Origin of the sequence: Flavobacterium anhuiense (assembly GCF_004151235.1) — a bacterium.
In the GTDB taxonomy this organism is placed as follows: domain Bacteria; phylum Bacteroidota; class Bacteroidia; order Flavobacteriales; family Flavobacteriaceae; genus Flavobacterium; species Flavobacterium anhuiense_A.
Genome location: NZ_JUIV01000010.1, coordinates 94,734 through 120,603 on the forward strand (window position 1 = coordinate 94,734; position 25,870 = coordinate 120,603).

The window sequence follows — 25,870 nt, forward strand, 5'->3', positions numbered from 1 at the left end:
ACGAATTTTATTTAAAATCTGTGTTCAATGCATATTTAAATTCGTGCTAATTTGTGTAATTCGTGGCTAAAAACAAAAAACAAATGAATTCAAAATTCGAAAACCTAAAAGCAAACGTACAGGAAATCATTGATTTGATCGCTGCGAAAAACGATAGAGAAGCAAACAACAAATTATTGGAAGTAAGTGAAACTCTGGACGAAATGATTGATTTTGCTGAAGAAGATGAAGAAGTTAGAGAGATCACTCGTTATCAGGTTTTATTAAATCAGCTTCATGTAAAAATTAATGGAGAAGAACCAGTCGATGGAGAATAAAAAATGTTTTTGCGATACAGGACTGGCTTTTGATGAATGCTGCGGACTATATTTGAATGGCAGCCAAAAAGTACCTTCAGCATTAGCTTTGATGCGTTCCAGATATTCGGCATATGCGACTCACAATGCCGATTATTTAATGGAAACCACTTATGTTTCGGAAAGAAAGTATTATTCAAAGCCCGAAATTTTAAGATGGGCAGTTTCTAATAAATGGCAGAAATTAGAAATTCTGAGCTTTACAGAAAACACTGTAGAATTCAAAGCTTATTTTTTAGATTCAGATAATAAACCGCAAGTGCATTATGAATTTTCTACTTTTAAATTTGAAAATGGCGCTTGGTATTATTTGGACGGAAAGTTTGAATAATTATTATATCTAACACTGTTAGTTGAGATTTTTGGTTAAATATTTTAACTAAAAATTAATAAACGATTCGTTTTTCATAATTCCAAAAAGATGTAATTTTAGATTTATGAAAAACGAATTTAAAAAAGGCTTTTATTTTAAGACTTACGAAGCTCCTTTTCAGTCTCCGTTTGACAAACTTTTTACGATTTTTAAAGAGTTGATCACTCATACTTCGGGTGATTTTGATGAAGCTATAAACTGGCTTCGGGAACTGGACAAAGAATACAAACTTACCGACGAGAACTATACTATTGATGATTTTATCGAAGACCTTAAGAAAAAAGGGTACATAAAAGATGAAGTAAAAGGCGATGGAAGTTCCGGTTTTGGCATTACGGCAAAAACCGAAAGAGCGATTAGACAGCAAGCTTTGGATCAGATTTTTGGAAACTTGAAAAAGTCTGGAAACGGAAATCATAAAACAAAATATGCTGGGAGTGGCGATGAGCACACAGGGGAATTCCGCGAATATAATTTTGGAGACAGTTTAGAGAGAATCTCATTAACGGAAAGTCTTCGAAATGCTCAGGTAAATAACGGTGTCGAAAGTTTTATGCTTACCGAAAACGATTTGATCGTAGAAGATGCGCAGTACAAAGCGCAAATGAGTACGGTTCTAATGATCGATATTAGCCACAGTATGATTTTGTATGGCGAAGACCGAATTACTCCTGCGAAAAAAGTTGCCATGGCGTTGGCTGAGTTAATCACAACAAGATATCCAAAAGATACATTGGATATTTTGGTTTTTGGCAATGATGCGTGGACAATTCCAATTAAAGATTTACCGTATTTGCAAGTTGGACCTTATCATACTAATACAGTTGCTGGTTTGCAATTGGCGATGGATATTTTGCGAAGAAAGCGAAATACCAACAAACAGATTTTTATGATCACAGACGGAAAACCAAGTTGCGTTCGCGAACGTGATGGTTCTTATTATATGAATAGTAATGGTTTGGATGAATACATTGTCGATAAATGTTATACTCAGGCGCAACAGGCAAGAAAATTACACATTCCGATTACTACTTTTATGATTGCGAGAGATCCGTATTTGCAGCGTTTTGTGAATCAGTTTACAGAAGCCAATCAAGGAAAAGCATTTTATACCGGAATTAAAGGTTTGGGTGAAATGATTTTTGAGGATTATGAAGCGAATAGGAAGAAGAGGATTAAATAGAGTTGCTAAGGTTCTAAGATGCTAAGATACTAAGGTTTCTTTGCGCCTGAATATACGTTGCGTATATTGTAGAGACGCAACGCAGTGTACCTAACACAACAATTGTCACGCTGAGCGGAGTCGAAGCGCACCAAATCAATAAATAACAAAATCTATATTTCAACACAATGGAAATAAAAACTATAAAGACATTAGGTCAATTAAAAGCCGCTGGATATAAAAGTACAAGCATTAAAGATGAATTGCGAAATAATCTACGCGACAAAATCAAATCGGGAAAACCTGTTTTTGAAGGTGTTCACGGATTCGAAAATACCGTAATTCCAGAATTGGAAAGAGCAATTCTATCTCGCCATAACATCAATTTACTGGGACTTCGCGGACAGGCAAAAACGCGTTTGGCTCGTAAAATGGTCGAATTATTAGATGAATATATTCCGTTTGTGGAAGGTTCAGAAATTAATGACGATCCATTAAATCCGATTTCTCGTTTTGCAAAGGATTTAATTGGAGAAAAAGGAGATGAAACGCCAATTTCATGGTTGCACAGAAGTGAACGTTTTTTTGAAAAACTAGCAACTCCAGATGTAACTGTTGCTGATTTAATTGGAGATGTCGATCCGATAAAAGCGGCAAATTTAAAATTATCGTATGCAGACGATCGCGTAATACACTTCGGAATGATTCCGAGAGCGAATCGCTGTATTTTTGTAATTAACGAATTGCCAGATTTGCAAGCCAGAATTCAAGTAGCATTATTTAATATTCTGCAGGAAGGCGATATTCAGATTAGAGGATTTAAATTGAGAATGCCTCTAGATATGCAATTCGTTTTCACTGCGAATCCAGAAGATTATACCAATAGAGGAAGCATTGTAACGCCTCTAAAAGATAGAATTGGTTCACAAATTCTGACGCATTATCCAGAAAGTATCGAAATTGCTAGAACAATTACAGAACAAGAATCCAAATTAGATAAAAACCAAACAGATGTTGTTTACGTTCCGAGTTTGGCTAGAGATATTTTAGAGCAAATTAGTTTTGAAGCACGCGAAAGCGAATACATTGACAATAAAAGTGGAGTTAGTGCGCGAATGAGCATTACGGCTTTCGAGAATTTAATAAGTACTGCAGAACGTCGTGCTTTGATTTCGGGTGTTGATAAGACAACTTTGCGTTTATCAGATTTTATCGGAATCATTCCAGCAATTACAGGAAAAGTAGAATTGGTTTACGAAGGAGAGCAGGAGGGAGCCAATGTTGTGGCAGAAAGCCTAATTGGTTCTGCTATTCGAACATTATTCCCTGAATATTTTCCTAAAATCGAAAAATTGGAAAAACCAGACGAAAAAACGCCATACTCTGATGTGGTAGAATGGTTTTTCGCCGAAAGCGGTTTCGAATTATTGGATGATGCTTCAGACAAGGAATATAAAAGCATTTTGGATGAAGTAGCGCCGTTAGATGAATTATTAAAAAAATATCAGCCTCAATTGGCAAAAGAAGATGTTTATTTTATGAAAGAATTCATTCTTTGGGGATTGGTAGAATACAGAAAGCTGAGTAAAGACCGTTTTGCAAAAGGCAATCAGTTTAGAGATATTTACGGAAGTTATATTAGTAAATTCTAAAACGATATTTAAGAATAAAGTTAAACCCGACAGATATATGAAGTCTGTTGGGTTTGTTTTTTTTAACACATATCTTCATTGCTGTTTGTCTTCCTGATCGAAGTCGAAGGATACGCTAGAAACTCAACAAAGATTGGCGAAATGTTGTAAGGAGCTACTTGCGTCCTTCGACTTCGCTCAGGAAGACAAGTAGGAGTGACTCTATGTGTTTGAAGAATAATTTTAATCTGGTCTATCGTGTTTTTCAAAACCGGCTGAATCTTTTTCATTACTAATGCTGTATTTTTACAATCCAAATATTAATTTATGTTATTTCTTATTTTAAGCATTCTTTGCAGCGTTACAGTTGGCGTTATATTCAAAATTTCAAGAAAGTATAATGCTAATCCTTCTCAAATAATTTCATTCAATTATGTAGCTGCAATTGCACTTTGCTATTTTACTTTTAGTCCAAATCTTAAAGAGTTAGATGATAATGCACCATTAGAAATTTATACTTCTGTTGGGGTTTTGCTTCCAATATTATTTCTGTTTCTGGCACTTTCAATAAAATTTATGGGAATTGCAAAGACAGATGCTGCACAACGATTATCATTGTTTATTCCGATTTTGGCAGCTTGGCTATTGTTTAATGAAGGATTTAATACTTATAAAGTTATTGGAGTTTTAGTTGGTTTTGCAGCACTTTTATTCATCTTAAAAAAGCCATCAGACAACGCAGAAAACAAATGGATTTATCCAGCAACGGTTTTACTTGGTTTTGGAATTATAGATATTCTTTTTAAGAAAATAGCTTTATATACTGTTGTTCCTTATACAACGTCTTTATTTTTTGTTTTCTTAATTGCTTTTGCCGTTTCTATTTTAATAGTGCTGTATAAACTGTTTATAACAAAAGAAAGTTTTGTTTTAAAAAGCATTCCTTTCGGAATATTGGTTGGAATTTTCAACTTCGGAAATATATTATTCTACTTAAAAGCACATAAAGCATTTGCAGAAAATCCATCAACTGTTTTTGCGGGAATGAATATGGGAGTAATTATTTTAGGAACTCTTATTGGCGCTTTTTTCTTCAAAGAAAAGCTATCCAAAATCAATATTTTGGGATTGTTTTTGGCTCTTATAGCAGTTGTTTTCATATTTTTATCGCAATTGCAGTAATTTTTTTTAGTTCATAACCCTTTAGTTTACAGTTGTTTTTGTAAGTAAATTGAAATTGATTTAAATTAACTCTACTAATTCTATAGAATTTATAAATATATTTTTGTAGCTTTGTCTCAACAATGAAAAACTATAGTCAAAATATAAGAACGTCTTTTCCATGCTGCTTTGCGATGTGCTGCATGATGAATCACGTTTTGAAATGGCGTTAATAGAGAAAGTACTTGTTAGTTATTTTTTTTTTAGCCTTTCATTGCACCATGAAAGGCTTTTTTTTGAATCGTTAAAAAATCAAGATATGAGAACCAACAGAAATATGAAAATTTTGATGCGCCGTTGCTTAATCAAGATTCCGTGTTGCATCTAAATGGACAGCATAAAATAGATACAATCTTCAGAGAGAAGGTTGATAAACATAAAAAATAACCCAAACCTAAAAACTATATAGTATGAGCTCAGAAATTATAAAACAGAATCCGTTTCAATCTATGATTGATCGCTTTAATATCGCTGCAGATATTTTGAATTTAGATGATTCAATTAAACAAAAACTACAGCGCCCTGAAAAACAAATTACGGTAAACTTTTCCATTACATTAGATAACGGAAACGTTCAAAACTTTGAAGGATACCGTGTAATTCACAATACGGCTTTAGGCCCTTCAAAAGGCGGAATTCGTTATGATACTGCTGTTAATTTGGACGAAGTAAAAGCACTTGCCGCCTGGATGACCTGGAAATCTGCTGTAACCGGAATTCCATTTGGTGGAGCAAAAGGCGGCATTATTTGCGATCCTAGAAACCATTCTAAAACTGAATTAGAAAAAATTACAAGAGCTTATACCAAAGCTTTAGCTGATATTTTCGGACCAGAAAAAGATGTTCCCGCACCAGATATGGGAACAGGTCCAGACGAAATGGGATGGCTGATGGATGAGTTTTCAATACTGCACGGAAGACCAATTCATGCAGTTGTAACAGGAAAACATCTTCATTCGGGAGGATCTTTAGGTAGAGTAGAAGCAACGGGAAGAGGCGTTAGTATTATTACGATTTTGGCGCTTCAAAAATTAAAAATCAGACCGGCAAGAGCTACAGCAGCGATTCAAGGATTTGGAAATGTTGGTTTGCATTCTGCTTTATTTCTGCATGAAAAAGGCGTAAAAATTGTAGCTGTGAGCGACGTTTCAGAAGCATTTTATAATCCGAACGGGATTAATATTCCAGAACTGATTTTGTATTACAATTTGAATAACAAAACCATAAAAGGATATCCAAATTCAGTTGCTATAAAACACGAAGATTTGTTGCTTTTAGATGTTGATGTGTTAATACCAGCTGCGAAAGAAGATGTTATTACACAGAAAAATGCAGGCGATATTCAAGCCAGAATTATTGTTGAAGGCGCCAATGGTCCAATTGCTTCAGATGCAGATCAGATTTTGCATGATAAAAATATATTAGTTGTTCCTGATATTTTAGCCAATGCAGGCGGTGTTACCGTTTCTTATTTCGAATGGCTTCAGAATTCGCTTTTGGAGTCTTGGAGAATCCATCAGATAAATAAACGTCTGGAGGACATATTAGAGAAAGGTTTTGAAACTGTTTTTAGAGTGGCAGTAAAACACAATGTAACGCCTCGTATTGCTGCTTATATTATTGCTTTGAAAAAAGTAGCCGAAACACAATCAGTTAAAGAAGTCGCTTTGGAAGCTCCTTTGTTTAAGCAGAATTAAATCAGGTTTACTTCGTAAAAGATCATTTTCGTTGATTGCGTTTTTTGTCTGCTAAAACGCAATTGATGGAAGTGTCTTTTTCGTTTGAGCTGTTAAATATAATTTTTAGAATCGAAAAGTATCATATTAAATGAAAAACATCAATTTTCTAGCATTTGCTATGCCGGCCTTTTTTCTTTTTTTGTTTTTAGAATATAAGCTTGCCCAACGCAGAAAAAAGCCTGAAATTTTTAACTATGAAAGTTCCGTTTCCAATATCTCAATCGGAATTGCAGAACGTTTGATTAACCTATTTGTTGCGGCCAGCTTTTATCAGCTGTATTATTTGATTTATGACGATTATAGAATATTTGAGATTCCGAGTAATGCCTTAGTTTGGTTCGCCTTAATTCTTGCTACAGATTTCGTTTGGTATTGGTATCATAGATTAGGGCATGAAGTCAATTTTTTTTGGGCTGCGCATATTGTGCATCATCATAGCGAAGAATTTAATTTTACGGCTGCGGCCAGAATTACTACTTTTCAAGCGATTATTAGGACAGGATTTTGGTGTGTTTTGCCTTTAATTGGTTTCCATCCAAGTATGGTAATCACGATGCTGATTGTTCATGGAGCTTATTCTTTCTTCACACATACACAGCTTATTGGTAAAATAAAATGGCTAGAATATGTTTTTGTAACGCCTTCTGTTCACGGAGTGCATCATGCTTCTGACGAAAAATATCTAGATAAAAATTATGGAGACATGTTCACTTTTTGGGACCGTCTTTTTGGAACTTTTCAAACCGAAGAAGAAAAACCAAAATACGGATTAACGCATCCGCTAAAAAGCTATAGTTTCTTGTGGCAGCATTTTCATTATTATTTCGAAATCTACGAATTATGGAAACGCTCCAGTGGATTTAAAGCCAGATGGAATGCTGTTTTTGGAAGTCCAGCCGATATGGATCAAGATATTCGTCCGATTCTAGAGAAACGTTTTCTGCAAGATAAAGCAGCTCCAAATCAGAGGCTTCGATTTAAAAATTACCTTTATATACAATTAGGAATCTGTACTTTGATTCTAACGGTTTTTACCTATTATTTTGATTATTTGGAATTGTATGACAAAGTGTTTGTGCTTTCTTTGGTAATCATCACTTTAATCAATTGCGGTGCTTTATTAGAACAGCGCAAATGGATTTATTATCTCGAATATACCCGTTTAGCTATGATTTCGACTTATTTTCTATATGAAGAAGATTTAATCGCATTTTTCTTTGTTCCGATTGCTGTAATGATTTTTGCTGAGCAGTTATTTTCGCTAAGTAAGATTTATCAAAATACCATTTTGCAGTTGGAACCTGCGGAGTAATTTTTTTTTTTTCCGCCACGAATTCACAAATTATTTTTTAATATCTATTCGCGTAATTGTTGCGTACAAATTTCACGTATCATTTTAAATAAAAATTCGTGAATTCGTGGCTAAAAAAAACTTAGCATCTCAGCATCTTAGAACCTTAGCAACTTAGATTGTCTTAATTTCCATAATCTTCTGTTCAAAAGTGTCTTTAAAATCAGATTTACTTTTAATTCTGGTTTTGTATGTATAAATGGTAGCTACAGAAAGTTCTAGAAATTCTGCCATTTGACTACTGTCTTGAATTCCTAATCTATACAAAGCAAAAATTCGTAATTCAGTATTCAGCAATTCACCTTTTTTGACAATACATTTATGATCGTTTGGGAATAAATTATTGAAATCGATTACAAATGTTGGGAACAGTTTCAAGAAGATTTCGTCAAATTGATGAAACAGATTTTCGCGCTCTTCTTTTACATTATAGCGCTTTAAACTCGCAATAACTTCATCTGTTTTTTTGGTGATGATTTTATGCAGTGTGCTTTTCTGAATATGATCTATTTTATTGATGAAAGCCGAAGTTGCTTTGATAAAATACGTAATATATTCTTCTTTAATGGCATTGGCTTCACTCAAACTCACATTCATTTCCTGCAATTGCAAATAAGAATCGGCCATGATTTTTCTGGCTTTATTTTTCTCTTTTAATTGTTTGAAAATGATGCCGAGGAAAACAAAAATGATAACTGTAAGAATCGTTAGAAGAATAATAATCTTTTCCAGTTTATCATTCTTGTCTTTTACATTATTCAACTGTGCTTTTTCTATAATCGGCAAAATCGACGAAATCTCAATTTTTCGATGTCTTGCATTATAAAAAGTAGCATCATCCATTGCAATATTGATGTATTCGTTTGCTTTATCCAAATAACCCATTTTAAAAAGTTCATTGGCTAAATTTCGAAGCGCAACGGTTTCTTTCGTAGCATTTTTAACATCGGCAATGGCAGCAAGAGCCAAATATTGGATGGCTTTTTTAGTATATCCGCGTTCAGAATAAATGTAACCGAGACTCGAAGTGGCAATTCCGTAATAATCTGGAGGCAGATTATAGTTGTTAATCCAATAGCTGAACGCAAATTCAGCGCCTCGCCAATCTTGCTGTTTCAGACGTTTTAAACTTTCGGCCGCCCAATATTCATTGGTATTGGTTCCGATTAATTCTAAAGCTTTTTTTAAGAAATGATTTCCTTGCTGTACATAATGAATATTAAAACGCTGATCACGGTTGTAATCGGCTAAATCATAATAAGCACGAGCTTTGATGTTGTAATACTCAAATTTGTTTTTGAGATCCAATTTGGTATCATCAATCACATTTAGGGTATCAATGGCTTCTTTAAAAAGGCCAGAAGACAGAAGCACAAAACCTTCTTTTATTCGGCTTTTAGACAAATACTTTGGATCTTTTAGAATTTTAGCTTTGATTTTGGATTGCTCTAAATAGTAATACGCAGAGTCATATTTAAAAGATTTGTATTCATCAAACAAAGACATATAACAGTTGTACAGTTCTTCATTATTCTGACTAAGGGTAAACTTAGATACATTTTTCTTTAAAGATTCGATTTTTCGATATTTCTGTTTCAGGTAGATATCTTTTTTCAAGAGCACCTGATCTAATTCTTCCAAATAAGGATTTGTCTCTTTCGCAGTAAGAGAAAAACCTGCCAGGAAGAAAAGCAGCATCAATATTCTTTGCATGATTTTGTTTTGGTTTAGGGAAAAGTTGGTTGATAGATATGGTTAGTTAATTCGTTTTAAAATTAAGAATAAGTTTGAGATTAAGCTAAACCTGTTTTTCTAGAATCTTGTAAGTTGTTTAAAAACATTGCTTTAGAAGGGGATTTTCTGACTGAAAATAAGCTATATATGTTAAAAACAGGTAAATTATTTGCAATTATACAATAAAAACCAGTTATATATATGCATAGTGAAAAAAATATGCTTATTATTTTACATATTGTCATTTTTACCATTAAAAAACACCTGATTTTCATCTAAACAGCGTCTTGATTTTTTACTTATGTTGAAAAATTTAATTTGTTTATTATCAGTGCTTTATGTTTTGCATTGTTCGAATTTTATCTTGATTTTTCTCAGATTTTTTTTTTAGGATTTATTTAACGGCTAGTTTCGCTGTATCCTTTTGAAGGGGATAACAAACTAACGAAAACCAAAAATTTATGAAATGTAAAAGTCTTTATTGGCTAGCTTTTATGATGTGTTTTTTTGCGATAGGATGCGATAACACAGATGACGGAAGCTACGTAGATCCGATTACCCTTTATGAAAAAGTAAATGGAAATTGGGGATTAACAAATCTGAAAATGGTTGATGAAGTTGCGAAAGCAAATAAGATCGAACCAAACGAAGAAAACTTGAGTACTTACTTTAACTACGAAGATTTTAAAATCAAATTTAACGTAGATGAAAAGAACAATCCAACAAGTTATGAAGTAACTGGAGATGTGCCTCCGTTATTTGCTCCTAAAGGATATTGGGCGCTAAGCTCAGATTTTCAGCAAACCAATGGAGTTGGAACAAAAATCTATTTGTACAGCGATGCTCAAAAAACGCAGAAAACAGATGAATTGAGATTGGTTTCGGTTCCTGGTAAAACCAAAGAAATGCAGATCCAATTGACACATGCTTCTGGAGGTGTAGATTTTGTGTCTTATGTGTTTAAATTAAATGCTATTAATTAAAAAGTAATATGAAAAAGTTTATATATACAGTTTTACTTGCCTTATTGATGGCTCCTAATTTTATTCAGGCACAAGAAGCCGCTGGAGCTGTAGGGCCAATATCATCATTTCCTGTTGTATACAAATATGATGAAAAAGTTACATGGTACTTTGATATGTCGGCATCGACATTTGCAGAAACGGAAGATTTATATATCTGGATTTGGTCTCCATCTGAGCCAGACGCTGGACACTGGGAAAACTCTTCTGACTTTGCAAAATTGAAATATGAAGGAAACAAAATTTGGAGCTTTACGCTGACTCCGACAGCTTATTTTTCTAAAACTCCAGACGAAATTGCTGCAAGTGCCGGATTTTGGTTTCGTTTAAAAAATAAAAATGGATCTAAACAAAGTGATGTTGCCAATGTGCCATATACTGATTTTTCATCTTTTTACACTTCTGGTGAATTATTTAGATCATATCCATCAAAACCATTAATTGATAAACCAGTAAGTATCGTATTTAATGCAAATCTTAATCCTGCATTTGCTGGTACTCCAAGTGTGCACATGCATGGTGGTTTGAATGACTGGGCTATTCAGCAGATGTACGAAGCTGCTAAACCAGAAATTGCCGAAAAAACAAAATTGAAAGATCTAGGCAACGGTTTTTATAAAATGGATTTTGTTCCGAAGCAGTACTTCAATGCTCCAGATGATTTTGTAATGGAAAAGATAAATTTTCTAATGGTTGCAGAGAATTGGACAGCAAATTCTGGCGATCAGGTTATTTATGCAGGAGAATTTATTCCGCCGCCGCCGCCAAGTTTTGCTTTTTTTCCATCGCAAATCAGCCAAAAAGATTTTCTTGGAATGTCAAGAAAAAATAATGAGGTAGGTGTAAACAAATTGATCTACACGATTACAGCTGGACCAAAAACAATTTCTGGTGAGTTTACTGGAGGAACTGCAGAAATTAAAGGTTTTGTCAATTTAGTTTCAGAACTAAACGGAGTTCCAAATTTAAGTGAAATCCACGTTTTGGTAAAAGACAACAAGGACAAAACGATTTCGGATACGACAATTCCGCTTAAAACTTTAGATAAATAATCACTATTAAATTAAAACACCAATTCTAATGAATAGTAAAAATACAAAAAGCGTCCTGCATCAAATGTGGACTGCTAAAGCAGCGGTATTGATGATTTTTATGCTTTTTCTTTCTGTTAGCACTTTCGCGCAGACGAAAAAACAAATCTCAGGAACCGTTTATGACAATACAGGTACGGTATTGCCGGGAGCTTCTATCATTGAAGTAGGAACAAAAAACGGAACTACTACAGATTTTGATGGTAAATTCAGCCTTCAGGTAGCCGTAGGAGGTGCAATCGAAGTTTCGTTTATCGGATCGACAACACAAAAAATTCAAATTACAGGAAACACTTCAAATCTTGAAGTGCGTCTGCAAAATGATGGCTATACTTTAGCCGAAGTGCAAGTTGTTTCTGTAGGTTACGGAAAAGTAAAAAAATCAGATTTAACGGGAGCAATTTCAACTGTTGGAGCAGATGATTTAGTAAAAGGAACTATCGGTTCTACAGAACAGGTTTTACAAGGAAAAGTAGCGGGATTAAATATTATTCGTCCTTCTGGAGATCCTGCAGCGGGTTCTACAATCCGTCTTCGTGGAGGAACTTCCCTAACTGCAAGCAATAGTCCGTTAATCGTTGTGGATGGAATTGCTGGAGTTGATATTAACGTGGTTCAACCTTCAGATATTAAATCGATTGATGTTCTTAAAGATGCTTCGGCAACGGCAATTTACGGTTCTCGTGGAGCAAATGGGGTAATCATGATTACCACAAAATCTGGAACAAAAGGGGTTTCTGTTGTATACAACGGACAAACTGGGGTAGGTTATGTAAATGATAACTTAGATTTATTATCGGCAAATCAATGGAGAGGATATGTTCGTCAGAATCAAATTGCAGATGCCGTAGATTATGGAGCAAATACAAACTGGCAAAAGGCAATAGAGCAGACTGCAATTTCTCAGTCACATACTTTAAGTATCAACTCTGGAAAAGCGGATAGCGGTTTTAGAACTTCGCTTTCTTATTTAAATAATGAAGGGGTTATTAAAAAATCTGGTTTAGAAAGATTAAGCGGAAATGTTAGCGCTTATCAATTTCTTGGCGACAACAAAGAAGTGAAATTTGATATGGGATTATTTGCAAACATTGACAAATGGCACCCAATTGATTACAGAATTTTTGAAAGAGCTTATAATTTAAACCCAACAATTCCAGTTTATGATGCAAATGGAAATTTTAGTTTGGTAACAGGAAATATCTACGATAATCCAGTTGAGATTTTAACCAACAGAACTTTTGACAACGAAAGACACAGACTTTTAGGTTACTTTAAAACAGATGTAAAATTCTTGAATGACTTTACTGCTACAGCGAATATTTCGTTAGAACATAATGCTGTAAAAGGAGGCACTTACAAACCATCTTATGCGGTTATGGAAGGACAGACTGAAGGTGGTTTTGCTCAAAGAACTTACGCAGAATATACTAATGCACAAGGTGAACTTTATGTAAACTACAGCAAAGTGATAGACAAACATAACATTAGTGCTCTAGCCGGTTATTCTTACCTTGAAAATATCTACGAAGGTTTTGGAGCGCAAAGAGGCGGATTTGTAACAGATGCTTTCAGCTATAACAATTTAGGAGCTGGTTACAATTACCGTTTGAGTGATGTGTATTCATACAAAGGAAAATCAAATTTAGTTTCTTTCTATGCTCGTGCTAACTATGGTTACGATGGCAAATATTTATTGACAGCAACTGTAAGACGTGACGGATCTAGCCGTTTTGGTGAAAACAATAAATGGGGAACTTTTCCATCTGCTTCTGCTGCGTGGAGAATTTCTAATGAAGAATTTATGGAATCTTCAAAAGGATGGTTGGATAATTTAAAACTTAGAGTAGGTTACGGAGTTACAGGAAATCAGGACGGAATTGGTGAGTACAAATCGCTTTCTATTTTGGGAGTTGGAAACGATAGTTACTACGATCCAGTTACAAAAACTTGGAGTTTGGCTTATTCTCCAAAACAAAATCCGAATCCTGACTTGAAATGGGAATCTACAGAACAAGTTAATATTGGTTTCGATTTTGGACTTTTCAACAGAATTACAGGATCTTTCGAATGGTATTCTAAAACAACAAAAGATTTATTATATACTTACGAAGTGCCTCAGCCACCGTATTTAGTAGGAACAATGTTGGCAAACGTTGGTGAAATGTCAAACAAAGGGGTAGAATTAACTTTGAATGCTGACATTATCAGAGGAGATAAATTCAATTGGAATGCTAATTTAACTCTTGGACACAACGTTCAGAAAATCGAAAAGCTTTCTAACCCAACTTATAAAACAGATGTTATCTACAGCGGATCTCTTCATGGTTTAGCAGGTATGTCTGGACAATATTCTCAAATTATTGCAGAGGGATATCCTGTTGGAACTTTCTGGGGATTCAAAAATGCAGGTTTGGATGCTAATGGAAAAATTCAGTATTACAATGCAGCAGGACAAGTTGTGGATGAAAGTGCTTTGGTTGATGCAGACAAAACAGATTTAGGTAACATTCAGCCAGATTTGACTTTAGGTATCGGAATGAATTTTACTTATGGAAATTTTGATCTTGGATTTTCTGGATACGGAATGTTTGGGCAAAAAGCTTTAAATGCTACAAACATGATGTTAAACGACCCGAACAGATTACCAGCTTTTAATGTGCCAGATTCTTTCTTAAGTAGCGGTATTACTTCTGCTCCTAAGTATTCTGATTATTGGATTGAAGACGCATCTTTCTTTAGACTTCAGACTTTGACATTTGGTTATACTTTACCATTGAAATACAAAAAATCTAAATTTAGAATGTATGTAATGGGAGAAAACTTATTTGTAATTACAGGTTACAAAGGTGTAGATCCAGAGATTGGTTTAAATGCTCAGGATGGTGTGGATCAAACTGGATTGGCAGCTCCTGGTATCGATAAATACAACAATTATCCTCGACCAACTACAATTTCTGTTGGACTAAATTTTACGCTGAATAACTAAGCGAATTGATAACCATAAAATATTAAAAATGAAAATCAAAATAACAGCAGCCATACTTTTAAGCATGCTTTTTACGGTATCATGTACTGATTTGAACGAGCAGTTGTATGATCAGGTAGAAGACGGAAATTTTGGAAATACAACCAAAGAAATTGATGCGCTGGTAGGTGGAGCTTATTCTTCGTTAAGAGGATTCTCCGATGCAATCTCAAATAATTTTCCAACTTGCGAATATGTTTTCTTTTTGAATGAGGTAGTTTCAGACGAAGCTACAATTCCGACAAGAGGTACAAACTGGTACGACGGAGGGCAATATCAAGAAGCTCAAAAACATACTTGGAAATCAGATAATAGAATGATTCTTTCGGCTTGGCGATATAACTATACTGGAATTGCTAAAATCAACGCGATTATTTATCAGATCAATAAATCATCTTTGTCAGATAAAGCAAAAACGCCGATTTTTGCCGAATTAAAAGCGCTTAGAGCCTATTACTACTACAATCTTTTAGATTTGTTCGGAAATGTGCCAATTGTAACCAATTTTGAAGACACAGATCTTCCGACAAATTCAACAAGAAAACAAGTGTATGATTTCGTTGAAAAGGAATTAACAGATGCTATTCCGTATTTAAATCCAAATGTGGTGTATTCTAAATTTACTAGAAACGTAGCATACTCTGTTTTAGCTAGATTATATCTTAATTCAGAGGCATTTATAGGTCAGCCACGTTGGCAAGATTGTATCAATATGTGCCAAAAGGTAACAGGATATAGCTTAACGCCAGATTTCTTCGATAATTTTGTGACAGAAAACCAGACTTCTCCAGAAATTATTTTTGCTATTCCTTACGATTCAAAAGCAGGAACAGTTGGAAATTATATGAACTCAATGTCTTGCCACTACAATCAAAAACTTGCAATTTCTGCAATACCAAACAATTATCCTTGGAGTGCAAACGGAATGTGTGCGCAGCCTGGAGTTTACTCAGCTTTTGCAGATACAGACAAAAGAAAGAAATGTATGCTTGAAGGAGATCAGATCAATCTTGCGACAGGATCTGTAATTATGATGGACAACGGAGAACCATTAACCTATACTGAGAATCTAACAAGTTTAGAAGATGCGAAAGAGAATGAAGGAGTTCGTTTGCATAAATACGAAATGAAAGCAGGAGAACAATGGGAACGCGATCACGATTTTGTATTAATTCGTTATGCAGAAATCTTAATGATGCAGGCAGAATGTTACGTTCGTTTGGGTTCGCCAGACTTAGCTAGACCATTTGTACAGCAAGTTGCGTCTCGTGCAGGTGAAGAAGTCCCAGCAACTATTGACTTGGCGTTTATAGATCAAGAATTACTGAAAGAATTCACATTTGAAGGAAGAAGAAGAACAGACAATATCCGTTTCGGAACGTTCTTCCAGCCATGGTGGTCAAAAGGTACGACTGAGAAATACAGAGCAATTTTCCCAATTCCGAGTACTGTTTTAACTACCAATAAAAATCTAAAACAAAATCCTGGGTATCCAAATTAGGTTACTAGAATGTCAGTCTTCCATGTTGGTTAGTCGTGGAAGGCTGACATGTTTTTAAACGTTGCATTAAATAGATCGACAGTGCTTAAAATATATTTAACACATAGAAACATAGGTTTTTATGTGTAATAAAGAAAAGGAAAGGAACTAGTTTCTAACACATAGCTATGTGTATTTATGTGAGTGAAACGCCTTTTTCTAAGTTTCAAAAAGCTATGTTTCTATGTGTTTAAATTATTAAGTATAAATAAAATAGTATCTCAATATGAAAAGATATATCACATCGTTGGTTTTGGGTTTGATAAGCATTGTGATGGTTGCTGGATGCAGTAGCGATGACAAAGGCTCAGATAAACCTGTAGAACCAGAAAAAACAGCGCCTGTTGCGATTGAGAAAACCAACAGCACCAAGATTTATATGCATTATATGCCGTGGTTTGAAACCAACGAAAGCAGTGCCGATAAAAAATGGGGATATCATTGGACAATGGCAAACAAAAATCCGAACAACGTAGGAGCAAACGGCCGAAGAGAAATCGCATCGTATTATTATCCGCTGATTGGACCTTATCACTCAGGCGATAAAAATGTGATTGAAAATCATTTGCTATTGATGAAATATTCAGGAATTGATGGAATTCTGATCGACTGGTATGGAACTTACGATGTAAACGATTATAGAATGGTCAAAGAAAATACAGATCAGCTTATTGAAATGCTTGACAAAGTAGGTTTAGAATATGCCATTGTATACGAAGATCGATTCTTGACGAATGTTGTCAATGCAGGAAAAGCAATTTCGGTAACCGGTGCAGCAAAAACAGATTTGGCTTATGTAGAAAAGAATTATTTCCCTGATGCTAATTATATCAAGATTAATGGGAAACCGCTGTTAATGAATTTTGGACCAATCGTGTTACAGACTCCAGCAGAATGGACAAATGTCTTTAATGCCTTGACTACAAAACCGACTTTCCTAACACTTTGGGATCATTCATCGATGGCAGGAGAAAATGCTTCTGGCGAATATGCATGGGTATATAAAGATAACAGCTATTTGACGAATTTTTATACCAATACAAAACCAAAATTGGGCGAGGCAATGGGAAGTGCTTATCCAGGTTTTAAAGATTTTTATGCTGCTGGCGGAGGTGGAGCAGCGATTGGTTGGACTATCGAACATAATAACGGAGCGACGCTTGATGAAACGCTTGCTTTAGCTAAAAATGCCAATGTGAATTACCTGCAGCTGATTACTTGGAATGATTTCGGAGAAGGAACCATGATTGAACCAACAGTTGAATTTGGCTATTCTTTTATCGAAAAAATAAAAACTTTCTCTGGCGTAAAAAACACAGAAAGCATATTTCCAGACATCAGCAAATTGTATGATTTACGCGTACAGAAAAAAGGAAATGTCGAAATCCAGAAAAAACTCGACCAAGCGTTTAATTATTTTGTTTCGATGCAGCCAGCAAAAGCAAAACAAGTAATAAGCGAAATAAAATAGAGCTGTAATTAATACAATTTAAATAATGAAAAACAGAAAATATAGATACTGTCTTGTGGCTTTTGCATCGATGCTGATTATGGCCTGCAGTACTAAAAAAACGTATAAAATCAGTTCTCCGGAAAAAGTCTCTGAATTAATTTTTGAATTAACACCTTCTGGACAGCCTCAATATAGTTTTTCTTCTAATGGAAAATCGGTTATTGAACCTTCTTTGATGGGATTTGAATTTCAAGGATTAGCAAAAATGACAGATGGTTTCGAAGTCGTTTCGACAGAAGAAAAATCGGCAGATGAAACTTGGGAACAGCCTTGGGGCGAATTCAAAAAAGTAAGAGATCATCATAACGAACTGATTGTCCATTTAAAAGAAGCAAAAGGCGAGGAGCGTTTGGTTGATATCATCTTTAGGGTTTTTGATGATGGTGTCGGATTTCGTTATGAATTCCCAAAACAGCCTCATTTAGGAAAAGTCAAAATCTCTAACGAAGTAACGCAATTTACTTTTAAAGACAATAACGAAGTTTGGTGGATTCCAGTTCATCGCGAAAACAGTTATTACGAAAGTGAATACCGTAAAACGTTAATGAGTAAAACGGATACGATTAATACGCCAGCCACTTTTGAAACCAAAGACAAATTGTATGTAGCCATTCACGAAGCTAACTTAACAGATTTTGCTTCAATGACGCTTTTAAAAACTACAGACAAACAATACAAAAGTGATTTAGTGCCGTGGGCAGATGGTGTAAAAGTATATGCTGAAACGCCTTTTAAAACGCCTTGGAGAACTATTGTTGTTGGAAAAAATCCTGGAGAAGTAGCAACTTCTACGATTATGCTAAATCTGAACGAGCCTTCAAAAATTGAAGACTTATCTTGGATCACGCCATCAAAATACATCGGAATTTGGTGGGGAATGCATTTAGAAAAATATACTTGGGGACAAGGTCCAAAACATGGTGCGACAACAAAAAACACAAAAGAGTACATCGATTTTGCTGCGAAAAATGGTTTTGACGGAGTTCTAGTAGAAGGCTGGAATGAAGGCTGGGACGGCGACTGGACAGCTGACGGCAATACATTTAGTTTTGTAAAAGCCTATCCAGATTTTAATTTGGAAGAAATTACAAAATATGCAGCAATGAAAAATGTTCGATTAATTGGACATCATGAAACTGCAGGAGCAACCAAAAATTATGAAAACCAATTGGAAGATGCTTTTAAACTGTATCAGAAAATGGGAGTGAATTCGGTTAAAACGGGTTACGTAAACAAATTTTTAGACAAAAAAGAATGGCATGACAGCCAATACGGAGCGCGTCATTACAGAAAAGTAATAGAAACTGCGGCTAAATATCATATCATGATTGATAATCACGAACCAATGAAAGGAACTGGTTTGCAACGTACCTATCCAAACTTTATGTCGCAAGAAGGCGGTCGTGGACAAGAATATAATGCATGGTCTGTAGATGGAGGAAATACACCAGAGCATTTAACAACTTTGCCTTTTACAAGAATGCTTTCTGGACCATTTGATTACACGCCAGGTAATTTCAATTTTGATTACAAAACGCCATCTGGAGCAAAAGTGCAAACTACTTTAGCAAATCAATTGGCATTGTATGTGATTATTTTCAGTCCGCTGCAAATGGCATCCGATTTGCCTGAAAATTATGAAGGAAAGCCAGAATTTCAGTTTGTAAAAGATGTTCCTTGCACTTGGTCGGATACTAAAGTTTTAGATTCTAAAATTGGAGAATATACTACAATTGCCCGCAAAGATTGGGATGAGAAAAATTGGTATTTAGGATCAATCACAAACAGAAATGCAAGAGACTTAAAAGTTGCATTGTCATTTTTAGATAAGAATAAAGAATACGAAGCAGAAATCTACGCTGATGGACCTGGAGCAAATTATAAAACTAATCCATATCCAGTTACAATCTCTAAACAAAAAGTAAACAGCAAAACTGTTTTAGATATCAAATTGGCAGCTGGTGGAGGAACAGCAGTAAAATTTTCTCCAATCGAAAAATAAATATTAGTTAAGTTTTATTTTGAGTTAAGTTAAGTAAGTTTAAGTTTGGTAATAAACCCGATAGCTGGAGAGTTGTCGGGTTTGTTTTTTTTATTTGTTTAAAGTTTAAAGTTTCAGGTTTGAGTAACTTTGAGTATAATTTTACCGCAAAGAGCACTAGGATTTTTCGCAAAGTTCGCAAAGCTTTAAAATAAAACCTTTGCGAACTTTGCGGTTAAAAAAAACTTAGAACCTCAGTATCTTAGTACCTCAGAACCTTATTTCGTAACTTTAACATGCTTTCCAAAAGTGTACACTGCAGTTATCGTTGGTCCGTTATAGCCCCATTTTAAGAAACCGTTTAATCTATCCTGAATAGTGTCTATTCTAAAGTTTAATCCAGTATAACCTGCGGTAAGACTAAAGTTTTGGACAACATTGTATAAAACCGCCAAATTGTAGCTTATAATTCGGCCATCTGTATCATTAATTTTTACTGCTAGATAATTTACGTTGGCATATAAACCCCAGCGTTTTCCAAGAACAAATTCTCCCCAAATTCCAATATCTGGCAGTGGAGCCGTAAAGTTAAAAGTATCACGATATTCTACACTTTGTGTATTAGCATTTAATTTTAGGCCTAAATCTGCAAAAAGGACATGCGCCCCAATTAGTAAACCAGCTTGATATTTAGGTTTAGACAGAATGGCGTAGCCATAAGCAATTCTAGCAATTTGTACATTAAACGTACCTCGAACGCTTCCGTCTACAGGATAAGTATGGTCTCCGAAATTAATATCTCTTTGTAATGTTTTTGTTGCAGTTCGGTCTAACACAAAATACTCAAAACCTAGTCGCGATCTTTTGGATATACGCCAATCAAACGTTCCCAAAAAAGATGCAGTTGATTTAGAAAATCCCAAATCACTTTCAAGATCAATTTCAGTTCCTATATTTCCGTTATTACCTTCAACTTTAACTTGAGTGTTGTTTACGGGAAAAAAACCGCCAGCAGTAACTTTAAAACGTCTATTGTGCCAGGGCAGATCATCTACACTATTATCTTGATAATCATCGGTTTCGGTTTTTACAGTTGTTAAGCCTTCATCATTACTGTTTTGAGCAAGAGTTTGAGCGTTTAGAGGAATCCAAAGGAGCATCATTACCAAAAAAATAAATAATTGTTTCATCAGAATAGTTTTTAAGTTTTTATTAGGTAATATTTAACATTTAAAGTTAGTAAAAATAATCGTTCATTTTTGATTTTAATGTCGAATTATTTTTATGAAAAATCTGGTTATCAGTAAAATAAGAATTTGTTTGAAAAATAGTTGACATATCACTCTTTTTTGTAATTTTGCGTTATGGAAATTAAACATACCGATAAAGACAGTTTTTCAAATTTTTGGAAAGAAGAAATATCAGATAGTTTCTTCTTTCAGATTCATCGTATCAAACGAGCAATTTTTAGACGTGCAAATGCGTTAATGAATGAAGCAGGAATTACATTACAGCTGGAACAATTGCCATTGCTGATGATTCTGCACCACAAAAGTCTTTCGCAGAGAGAATTGTCAGACAAAACAATGCGCGACAAATCTTCTATTTTAAGAAGCATTTCGGCATTAGAAAAAAAGAATCTTGTTGAGGTGGTAAAAGACAAAATGGATAAGCGTAAAAACATTGTGAGTCTTACAGATGAAGGAACTGCATTGGCTAAGAATATTCGTTCTCTGATGAAAAGAGCGGAAGAGGAGGTAATGTCCGTTTTCTCTCCAAAAGAAAGAATCGAAGCGCTAAATGCTGTAAGATCGTATGCAGATAAGCTTGAAACGCTTTAATTTTTTTTGAACTTTAAAAGTTGATATGTCAACTGATTTTTAAATAATTTTTTGAATAAATGAAAAAAAATGAATTGTTAGAAGGGCCAATCCTTTCTTCATTATTAAAATTGGCGGTCCCAATTATGATTGCTAATTTATTACAAGCCGCATATCAGTTGGTAGATGCTTTTTGGGTGGGACGTTTGGGTGGAGACGCTGTTGCGGCGGTTTCTATAAGTACGCCTGTGATATTTTTAACCATAGCTTTAGGAACCGGATTGGCTATTGCGGGTTCTATTTTAATTGCACAATATTTTGGTGCGGGAAATCAGAAAATGGTCAATCACGTTGCGGCGCAAACTTTGTCGATGGTAATTATAGTTTCTGTTTTCTTGTCGATTATTGGATATATTTTGAGTCCCTATTTTTTATATCTGCTAAAGGTAGAGCCTACGGTTTATGTAGATGCGTTAGGATTTATGCGTGTGGCATTTGTTGGTCTCGTGTTTAGTTTCGGATTTATGATTTTCCAATCGATTATGCGTGGTGTTGGGCGTGTGACGTTGCCAGTTTATATTGTTCTAGGAACTGTTATTTTGAATTTTGCTTTAGATCCGTTATTTATTTACGGATGGAATTTTATTCCGGCTTTGGGCGTAAAAGGCGCAGCTTTGGCCACTTTATCTACACAGCTTTTGGCAATTATAATTGGATTTGCGATTCTATTTAGAGGAAAACACGGAATCCATCTTCGTATTGCCGATTTTAAACCTGATTACAAACACATTAAAAGAGCTTTTGAAATTGGTTTTCCCTCTTCAATCGAGCAGTCTATGCGTGCTTTGGGAATGATGGCCATTACGTTTTTAATTGTTCGTTTTGGTACATTGACCGTTGCTTCTTATGGAGCAGGTTCCAATTTGATTCAGCTGATTTTGATTCCAGCTTTAGGTTTGTCCATGGCGATTGCTACTCTTGTCGGACAAAATATTGGAGCAGGAAATGTTACGCGTGCCGCTGAAATATCAAAATTAGGAGCCTATTTAGGTTTCGGATTATTATCAGGTCTCGGAATCATTGCTTTTATTTTTGCCCCTTATTTAATTGCTTTTTTCGTACCAAATGATCAAGCAGTTATTGAAGGTGGAACAGAATTGCTAAGAATCACTTGTCTTTCTTGGGGATTTCTTGGTTTGCAGCTTTGCTTGACAGGAGTATTTCGTGCTGTTGGAAATACCAAATTGCCAATGATTCTAACTTTGGTTTCGCAATGGGTAATACAGTTTCCGCTGGCTTATATTTTGTCTCACAATACTTCTTTAGGAAAAATTGGAATCTGGTGGGCTTTTCCGATTGCTTCTGTTGTAACGGCTTTAATTACAGTTGTCATATATGCTAAAGGCGATTGGAAGAAAGAAAGATTAACCGGTAAAACCAATAAATTGATTGATAAGGTTGAAAGCGAAATTGTGAAGGAAGGATTTGATATTTCTAAATAAAGGTTCTGAGATTCTAAGATGCTAAGGTTCTGAGTTTTTTTGTAGAGATGCACTGCAGTGCATCTAACGTAAGATTGGCAGATTGCTGATATTTTAAATATTAGATGAACAATGTGCGTAATTTTAATTTTCTAAATGTATTTTTATGAAAGACAAAATAAATTTTAAGTATATTAGAACCTTAGTATCTTAGCATCTCAGAATCTTAGCACCTTTAAAAATGACAAAAAATCTAAAGCGTTATTTCATAAAATCTATTATTGTATTAGCCTTAATTCACCTAGCTTACTTTTTATACGGTTATTTTACTTTTAAGGGGCTCAAGAATATTAATATCTATACCGAATTCTACCGATTTAAATTTTATGATGACGTTTCGATTTCTCATTTTTTCGTAAGCGGATTGTTTTTGCTTATCTTTTTGATTTTTCTGGTTCGTAATCATTCGAGAGAAAACTATAAAGGCGGGAATCTTTTTAAAGTTGCCTTTTGTTTGCTGCTGATCTCATTTTTGACTTTTTCGTTTTTTGTTAGTTACAGTTTCGGAATGAACGCTAAACTGAAAACAGAATTGTCTGAAAATGATTTTAATAATGACAAAAAACTCTTGAATGTTTTAAATCCGTTTTTGTATGGATACACTTCTTATAGTTCTGAGAAATTATTCAATTACGAGAACATTTTATATCCAAAACCTTATCCTGTAATTAAGCAAGAAGATACTATTTCGCCTGGCGAATATCCTATTACAGAAACTAGTTATTATAGTATTGATACCTTAAAGGCGCTGACAAGCACTTTTGATAAAACAACAAATAAAGCAGATAGTATTTTTAATATTCTTGGTTTTGACAAAGAGGAATTATACAAAAGAGTTATCTCAAAAACGGTTGTAGGCGATAGTACAGAAATTGTTTTTAAGAGTGTTCAAGTGCATCCAGAACATGATAGTGATATTTGTATTTTTCTGGAAAACAAGTCTTTGTTTAATCCCGTTCAAGGTGATTCTATAAATAAACAAATCTATCAAGTAGCTGTAGATCGTTATAAATTGCTGTACAATTTTAAGAAGGATTCGCTAACCTATACTTTCCAAAGATTGGATACGCTTTTTAGAAAATACAATATAGAAACGAGTTTAGTTCCAAAACAATTAACTCAAGATGTCTATCGTTACAAGGATAACCGTGACGAACCTCTTAACGGAATTAGAAACACTTTTGATAGAAAAGCTTTAGCAGAAAAATTTAAGACTTTAGATAAGTTGTTTTACGAACCTAATTATCTGCATCCGAACATTATTGCGATTTATTTTGCTGTAATTGTTGCGGTTTGGATTGTACTATTTCTGTTTTACCTTGTTTTTAATAGAAAGAAAAATTAATGTAAATATCAATGACAATGGCAAAAATCAATAATTAATTAAAAAAACTAAAAATTAAAAATTGATATTGTTATTGAATTTTGTCATTGTAATTACCATTTTAAACCCTATGATAATCTGCTTTCCAGTGTACGATTGCTTTTTTGATTGCATCGCCGGTTAAGTTGTTTTTTAGAACATCTTCTACAAGCGGAATCAATTCGTCGTCTGGTGCAAAGCGCAATGCAAATATCTGGTCATCTGTAAGTTTGTATTCAAATTCTTCGAATCTTTTACCTGTTAAAGTAAAATAACGGTAACGCATTTCTAAACGAACAATCCTATTTTGCAACGTTAACGCATAGTGCTGGCGAAGCATATAAGCCAGTACAAATAGAAATATAAAAGCAACACTGATAAATGCCCATATTAAATGATCTTCTGTTGTAATTCCTAAATAAATGCTAGCAATTAGGAATAAAATTAAAACAGGATAATATATAAAATGGTGTGGGGTATAAAACCGTATATGATTATAATATGTCTGAATTTTCATGTTTTCAACTTTAAATGACAGCCTATAAAAACAAAACTACTCTATATTTCTATAGAGTAGCTTTTTCCCAAAAATAAACTAACATAACCAATGTTCTCTTTATAGACTAAACTTTTTACAGTTTGCTTTGTAAATTTTAATAAGAATAAAGCCTTTTTCATTTCATTAATCAAACCGTCAATATGGCTTATTTTTCTTTGATGTAAAATTAGATCGAGAGCAGTTGTTTTTTGTTATACTTTAAACGGAAAAAGTTACATGATTTCAATATTTGCATTTTAATTACATAAAATTTGTGCTCTTATAATAGAGTTTTAATAATACTCCATTCATTCAATTTATCTTGCAAAGCCTTGCTAGCATTGGCCGGACTTGTTGACGGGAGTGTAAATGTTTTATATTCTTTTGTTAAATGAACATATTTTTTAAAAAACGCCGCTGCTTTTTGTCCATTAAAAATAATGCTTTGTATTTGAGTATGTGTTTCTAGGAAATTTTCAAAATCATTTGCAATTTCATTTTTTATGGCGCTGTCCAAGCTTCCAACGCGTTCGCAAAATTGTAAGACATCCCAAAGAGCAATGTCGTTTTTTATTAATAAGCTTTTTCGTATTTCATAATCTTTAGAAAAGTCTTCTCCCAAAATTTGAAACATAAATTTCCAAAAGTTATTCTGATTGTGGCCATAATATTGATTGAGTTCTAAAGATTTTGTTCCAGGCATCGTACCTAAAATCAGAATTTTAGAAGTTGGAGAACTAATAGGAGCAAACGAAAAGCTTTTCATATTTCTTTCTTTAATGAATTGAGATATAGGTTAAAATAAACATTTATAAGGAATTATAAAACAAAACTGAAAAATTATATAACATTTTTGGTCTGTCTTT

21 protein-coding genes are annotated in these 25,870 nt (G+C 34.2%); 16 read left to right on the forward strand and 5 right to left on the reverse strand.

Annotation, left to right across the window (positions count from 1 at the left end):
* Window positions 1–83 precede the first annotated feature (83 nt).
* From NU08_RS13435 to NU08_RS13450, 4 genes are all read left to right on the forward strand, one after another.
* Window positions 84–317: a hypothetical protein gene (locus tag NU08_RS13435; protein ID WP_008467808.1), complete on the forward strand. Its 234-nt coding sequence runs from the start codon at window positions 84–86 to the stop codon at window positions 315–317.
* Window positions 289–687 (forward strand): YchJ family protein, encoded by a 399-nt coding sequence (locus tag NU08_RS13440; RefSeq protein WP_242502555.1) that lies wholly within the window; start codon window positions 289–291, stop codon window positions 685–687. The genes NU08_RS13435 and NU08_RS13440 overlap by 29 nt, the downstream gene beginning before the upstream one ends.
* 106 nt (window positions 688–793) lie before the next feature.
* Window positions 794–1,912: a vWA domain-containing protein gene (locus tag NU08_RS13445; RefSeq protein WP_111366997.1), complete on the forward strand. Its 1,119-nt coding sequence runs from the start codon at window positions 794–796 to the stop codon at window positions 1,910–1,912.
* Between the two features lie 167 nt (window positions 1,913–2,079).
* A complete protein-coding gene (locus NU08_RS13450; RefSeq protein ID WP_129747708.1) occupies window positions 2,080–3,543 on the forward strand; it encodes a magnesium chelatase in 1,464 nt (487 codons plus the stop codon).
* A 62-nt stretch (window positions 3,544–3,605) separates the two neighbouring features.
* On the opposite strand, the gene NU08_RS13455 is transcribed toward NU08_RS13450, so the two are convergent.
* Entirely contained in the window at window positions 3,606–3,812 is a 207-nt protein-coding gene (locus NU08_RS13455; RefSeq protein ID WP_129747709.1) for a hypothetical protein, read from the reverse strand.
* A gap of 37 nt (window positions 3,813–3,849) precedes the next feature.
* Between NU08_RS13455 and NU08_RS13460 the strand changes: the two genes are divergently transcribed.
* From NU08_RS13460 to NU08_RS13470, 3 genes are all read left to right on the forward strand, one after another.
* Entirely contained in the window at window positions 3,850–4,704 is an 855-nt protein-coding gene (locus NU08_RS13460; RefSeq protein ID WP_129747710.1) for a DMT family transporter, read from the forward strand.
* A 449-nt stretch (window positions 4,705–5,153) separates the two neighbouring features.
* The gene (locus NU08_RS13465; RefSeq protein WP_207214075.1) at window positions 5,154–6,440 is read left to right on the forward strand and encodes a Glu/Leu/Phe/Val family dehydrogenase; all 1,287 of its coding nucleotides are present in this window, start codon (window positions 5,154–5,156) and stop codon (window positions 6,438–6,440) included.
* 130 nt (window positions 6,441–6,570) lie between these two features.
* Window positions 6,571–7,794 (forward strand): sterol desaturase family protein, encoded by a 1,224-nt coding sequence (locus tag NU08_RS13470; protein ID WP_129747711.1) that lies wholly within the window; start codon window positions 6,571–6,573, stop codon window positions 7,792–7,794.
* 153 nt (window positions 7,795–7,947) lie between these two features.
* Here NU08_RS13470 and NU08_RS13475 read toward each other — a convergent pair whose 3' ends face one another.
* Window positions 7,948–9,546, reverse strand: a complete 1,599-nt coding sequence (locus NU08_RS13475) for a DUF6377 domain-containing protein (protein WP_129747712.1) — start codon at window positions 9,544–9,546, stop codon at window positions 7,948–7,950.
* Window positions 9,547–10,028: 482 nt separating this feature from the next.
* On the opposite strand from NU08_RS13475, the gene NU08_RS13480 reads away from it, so the two are divergent.
* From NU08_RS13480 to NU08_RS13505, 6 genes are all read left to right on the forward strand, one after another.
* The gene (locus tag NU08_RS13480; protein ID WP_129747713.1) at window positions 10,029–10,550 is read left to right on the forward strand and encodes a DUF5004 domain-containing protein; all 522 of its coding nucleotides are present in this window, start codon (window positions 10,029–10,031) and stop codon (window positions 10,548–10,550) included.
* Between the two features lie 8 nt (window positions 10,551–10,558).
* Entirely contained in the window at window positions 10,559–11,641 is a 1,083-nt protein-coding gene (locus NU08_RS13485) for a hypothetical protein (RefSeq protein ID WP_129747714.1), read from the forward strand.
* Between the two features lie 28 nt (window positions 11,642–11,669).
* Window positions 11,670–14,669 carry a SusC/RagA family TonB-linked outer membrane protein gene (locus tag NU08_RS13490; RefSeq protein WP_242502556.1) on the forward strand — a complete coding sequence of 1,000 codons (3,000 nt, stop codon included), beginning with the start codon at window positions 11,670–11,672 and terminating at the stop codon, window positions 14,667–14,669.
* Between the two features lie 28 nt (window positions 14,670–14,697).
* Entirely contained in the window at window positions 14,698–16,209 is a 1,512-nt protein-coding gene (locus tag NU08_RS13495; protein ID WP_129747715.1) for a RagB/SusD family nutrient uptake outer membrane protein, read from the forward strand.
* A gap of 265 nt (window positions 16,210–16,474) precedes the next feature.
* A complete protein-coding gene (locus NU08_RS13500; RefSeq protein ID WP_129747716.1) occupies window positions 16,475–17,719 on the forward strand; it encodes a glycoside hydrolase family 71/99-like protein in 1,245 nt (414 codons plus the stop codon).
* Between the two features lie 25 nt (window positions 17,720–17,744).
* A complete protein-coding gene (locus tag NU08_RS13505; RefSeq protein WP_129747717.1) occupies window positions 17,745–19,763 on the forward strand; it encodes a glycoside hydrolase family 97 protein in 2,019 nt (672 codons plus the stop codon).
* Between the two features lie 257 nt (window positions 19,764–20,020).
* Here the strand turns inward: NU08_RS13505 and NU08_RS13510 are convergent, their stop codons facing one another.
* A complete protein-coding gene (locus NU08_RS13510) occupies window positions 20,021–20,932 on the reverse strand; it encodes a hypothetical protein (protein ID WP_129747718.1) in 912 nt (303 codons plus the stop codon).
* 174 nt (window positions 20,933–21,106) lie between these two features.
* Here NU08_RS13510 and NU08_RS13515 point away from each other — a divergent pair, with 174 nt between their 5' ends.
* The 3 genes from NU08_RS13515 to NU08_RS13525 all read left to right on the forward strand — a co-directional run bounded on the left by NU08_RS13515 (window position 21,107) and on the right by NU08_RS13525 (window position 24,448).
* Complete coding sequence (locus NU08_RS13515; protein ID WP_129747719.1) at window positions 21,107–21,583, forward strand: MarR family winged helix-turn-helix transcriptional regulator; 477 nt, start codon at window positions 21,107–21,109, stop codon at window positions 21,581–21,583.
* 59 nt (window positions 21,584–21,642) lie between these two features.
* Window positions 21,643–23,064, forward strand: a complete 1,422-nt coding sequence (locus tag NU08_RS13520) for an MATE family efflux transporter (protein WP_129747720.1) — start codon at window positions 21,643–21,645, stop codon at window positions 23,062–23,064.
* Window positions 23,065–23,284: 220 nt separating this feature from the next.
* Window positions 23,285–24,448, forward strand: coding sequence for a hypothetical protein (locus tag NU08_RS13525; protein WP_129747721.1), 1,164 nt, complete (start codon window positions 23,285–23,287; stop codon window positions 24,446–24,448).
* A 100-nt stretch (window positions 24,449–24,548) separates the two neighbouring features.
* Here the strand turns inward: NU08_RS13525 and NU08_RS13530 are convergent, their stop codons facing one another.
* Together NU08_RS13530 and NU08_RS13535 are read right to left on the reverse strand one after the other, a co-directional pair.
* Window positions 24,549–24,983: a DUF6526 family protein gene (locus NU08_RS13530; RefSeq protein WP_129747722.1), complete on the reverse strand. Its 435-nt coding sequence runs from the start codon at window positions 24,981–24,983 to the stop codon at window positions 24,549–24,551.
* A 301-nt stretch (window positions 24,984–25,284) separates the two neighbouring features.
* Window positions 25,285–25,770, reverse strand: a complete 486-nt coding sequence (locus NU08_RS13535) for a DNA-deoxyinosine glycosylase (protein ID WP_129747723.1) — start codon at window positions 25,768–25,770, stop codon at window positions 25,285–25,287.
* Window positions 25,771–25,870 lie beyond the last annotated feature (100 nt).

Bases quoted from the DNA above. Each gene is read 5' to 3' on its own strand.
- NU08_RS13435 (WP_008467808.1), top strand. From the start codon at position 84: ATGAATTCAAAATTCGAAAACCTAAAAGCAAACGTACAGGAAATCATT.
- NU08_RS13440 (WP_242502555.1), top strand. From the start codon at position 289: ATGGAGAAGAACCAGTCGATGGAGAATAAAAAATGTTTTTGCGATACA.
- NU08_RS13445 (WP_111366997.1), top strand. From the start codon at position 794: ATGAAAAACGAATTTAAAAAAGGCTTTTATTTTAAGACTTACGAAGCT.
- NU08_RS13450 (WP_129747708.1), top strand. From the start codon at position 2,080: ATGGAAATAAAAACTATAAAGACATTAGGTCAATTAAAAGCCGCTGGA.
- NU08_RS13455 (WP_129747709.1), bottom strand. From the start codon at position 3,812: ATGAAAAAGATTCAGCCGGTTTTGAAAAACACGATAGACCAGATTAAA.
- NU08_RS13460 (WP_129747710.1), top strand. From the start codon at position 3,850: ATGTTATTTCTTATTTTAAGCATTCTTTGCAGCGTTACAGTTGGCGTT.
- NU08_RS13465 (WP_207214075.1), top strand. From the start codon at position 5,154: ATGAGCTCAGAAATTATAAAACAGAATCCGTTTCAATCTATGATTGAT.
- NU08_RS13470 (WP_129747711.1), top strand. From the start codon at position 6,571: ATGAAAAACATCAATTTTCTAGCATTTGCTATGCCGGCCTTTTTTCTT.
- NU08_RS13475 (WP_129747712.1), bottom strand. From the start codon at position 9,546: ATGCAAAGAATATTGATGCTGCTTTTCTTCCTGGCAGGTTTTTCTCTT.
- NU08_RS13480 (WP_129747713.1), top strand. From the start codon at position 10,029: ATGAAATGTAAAAGTCTTTATTGGCTAGCTTTTATGATGTGTTTTTTT.
- NU08_RS13485 (WP_129747714.1), top strand. From the start codon at position 10,559: ATGAAAAAGTTTATATATACAGTTTTACTTGCCTTATTGATGGCTCCT.
- NU08_RS13490 (WP_242502556.1), top strand. From the start codon at position 11,670: ATGAATAGTAAAAATACAAAAAGCGTCCTGCATCAAATGTGGACTGCT.
- NU08_RS13495 (WP_129747715.1), top strand. From the start codon at position 14,698: ATGAAAATCAAAATAACAGCAGCCATACTTTTAAGCATGCTTTTTACG.
- NU08_RS13500 (WP_129747716.1), top strand. From the start codon at position 16,475: ATGAAAAGATATATCACATCGTTGGTTTTGGGTTTGATAAGCATTGTG.
- NU08_RS13505 (WP_129747717.1), top strand. From the start codon at position 17,745: ATGAAAAACAGAAAATATAGATACTGTCTTGTGGCTTTTGCATCGATG.
- NU08_RS13510 (WP_129747718.1), bottom strand. From the start codon at position 20,932: ATGAAACAATTATTTATTTTTTTGGTAATGATGCTCCTTTGGATTCCT.
- NU08_RS13515 (WP_129747719.1), top strand. From the start codon at position 21,107: ATGGAAATTAAACATACCGATAAAGACAGTTTTTCAAATTTTTGGAAA.
- NU08_RS13520 (WP_129747720.1), top strand. From the start codon at position 21,643: ATGAAAAAAAATGAATTGTTAGAAGGGCCAATCCTTTCTTCATTATTA.
- NU08_RS13525 (WP_129747721.1), top strand. From the start codon at position 23,285: ATGACAAAAAATCTAAAGCGTTATTTCATAAAATCTATTATTGTATTA.
- NU08_RS13530 (WP_129747722.1), bottom strand. From the start codon at position 24,983: ATGAAAATTCAGACATATTATAATCATATACGGTTTTATACCCCACAC.
- NU08_RS13535 (WP_129747723.1), bottom strand. From the start codon at position 25,770: ATGAAAAGCTTTTCGTTTGCTCCTATTAGTTCTCCAACTTCTAAAATT.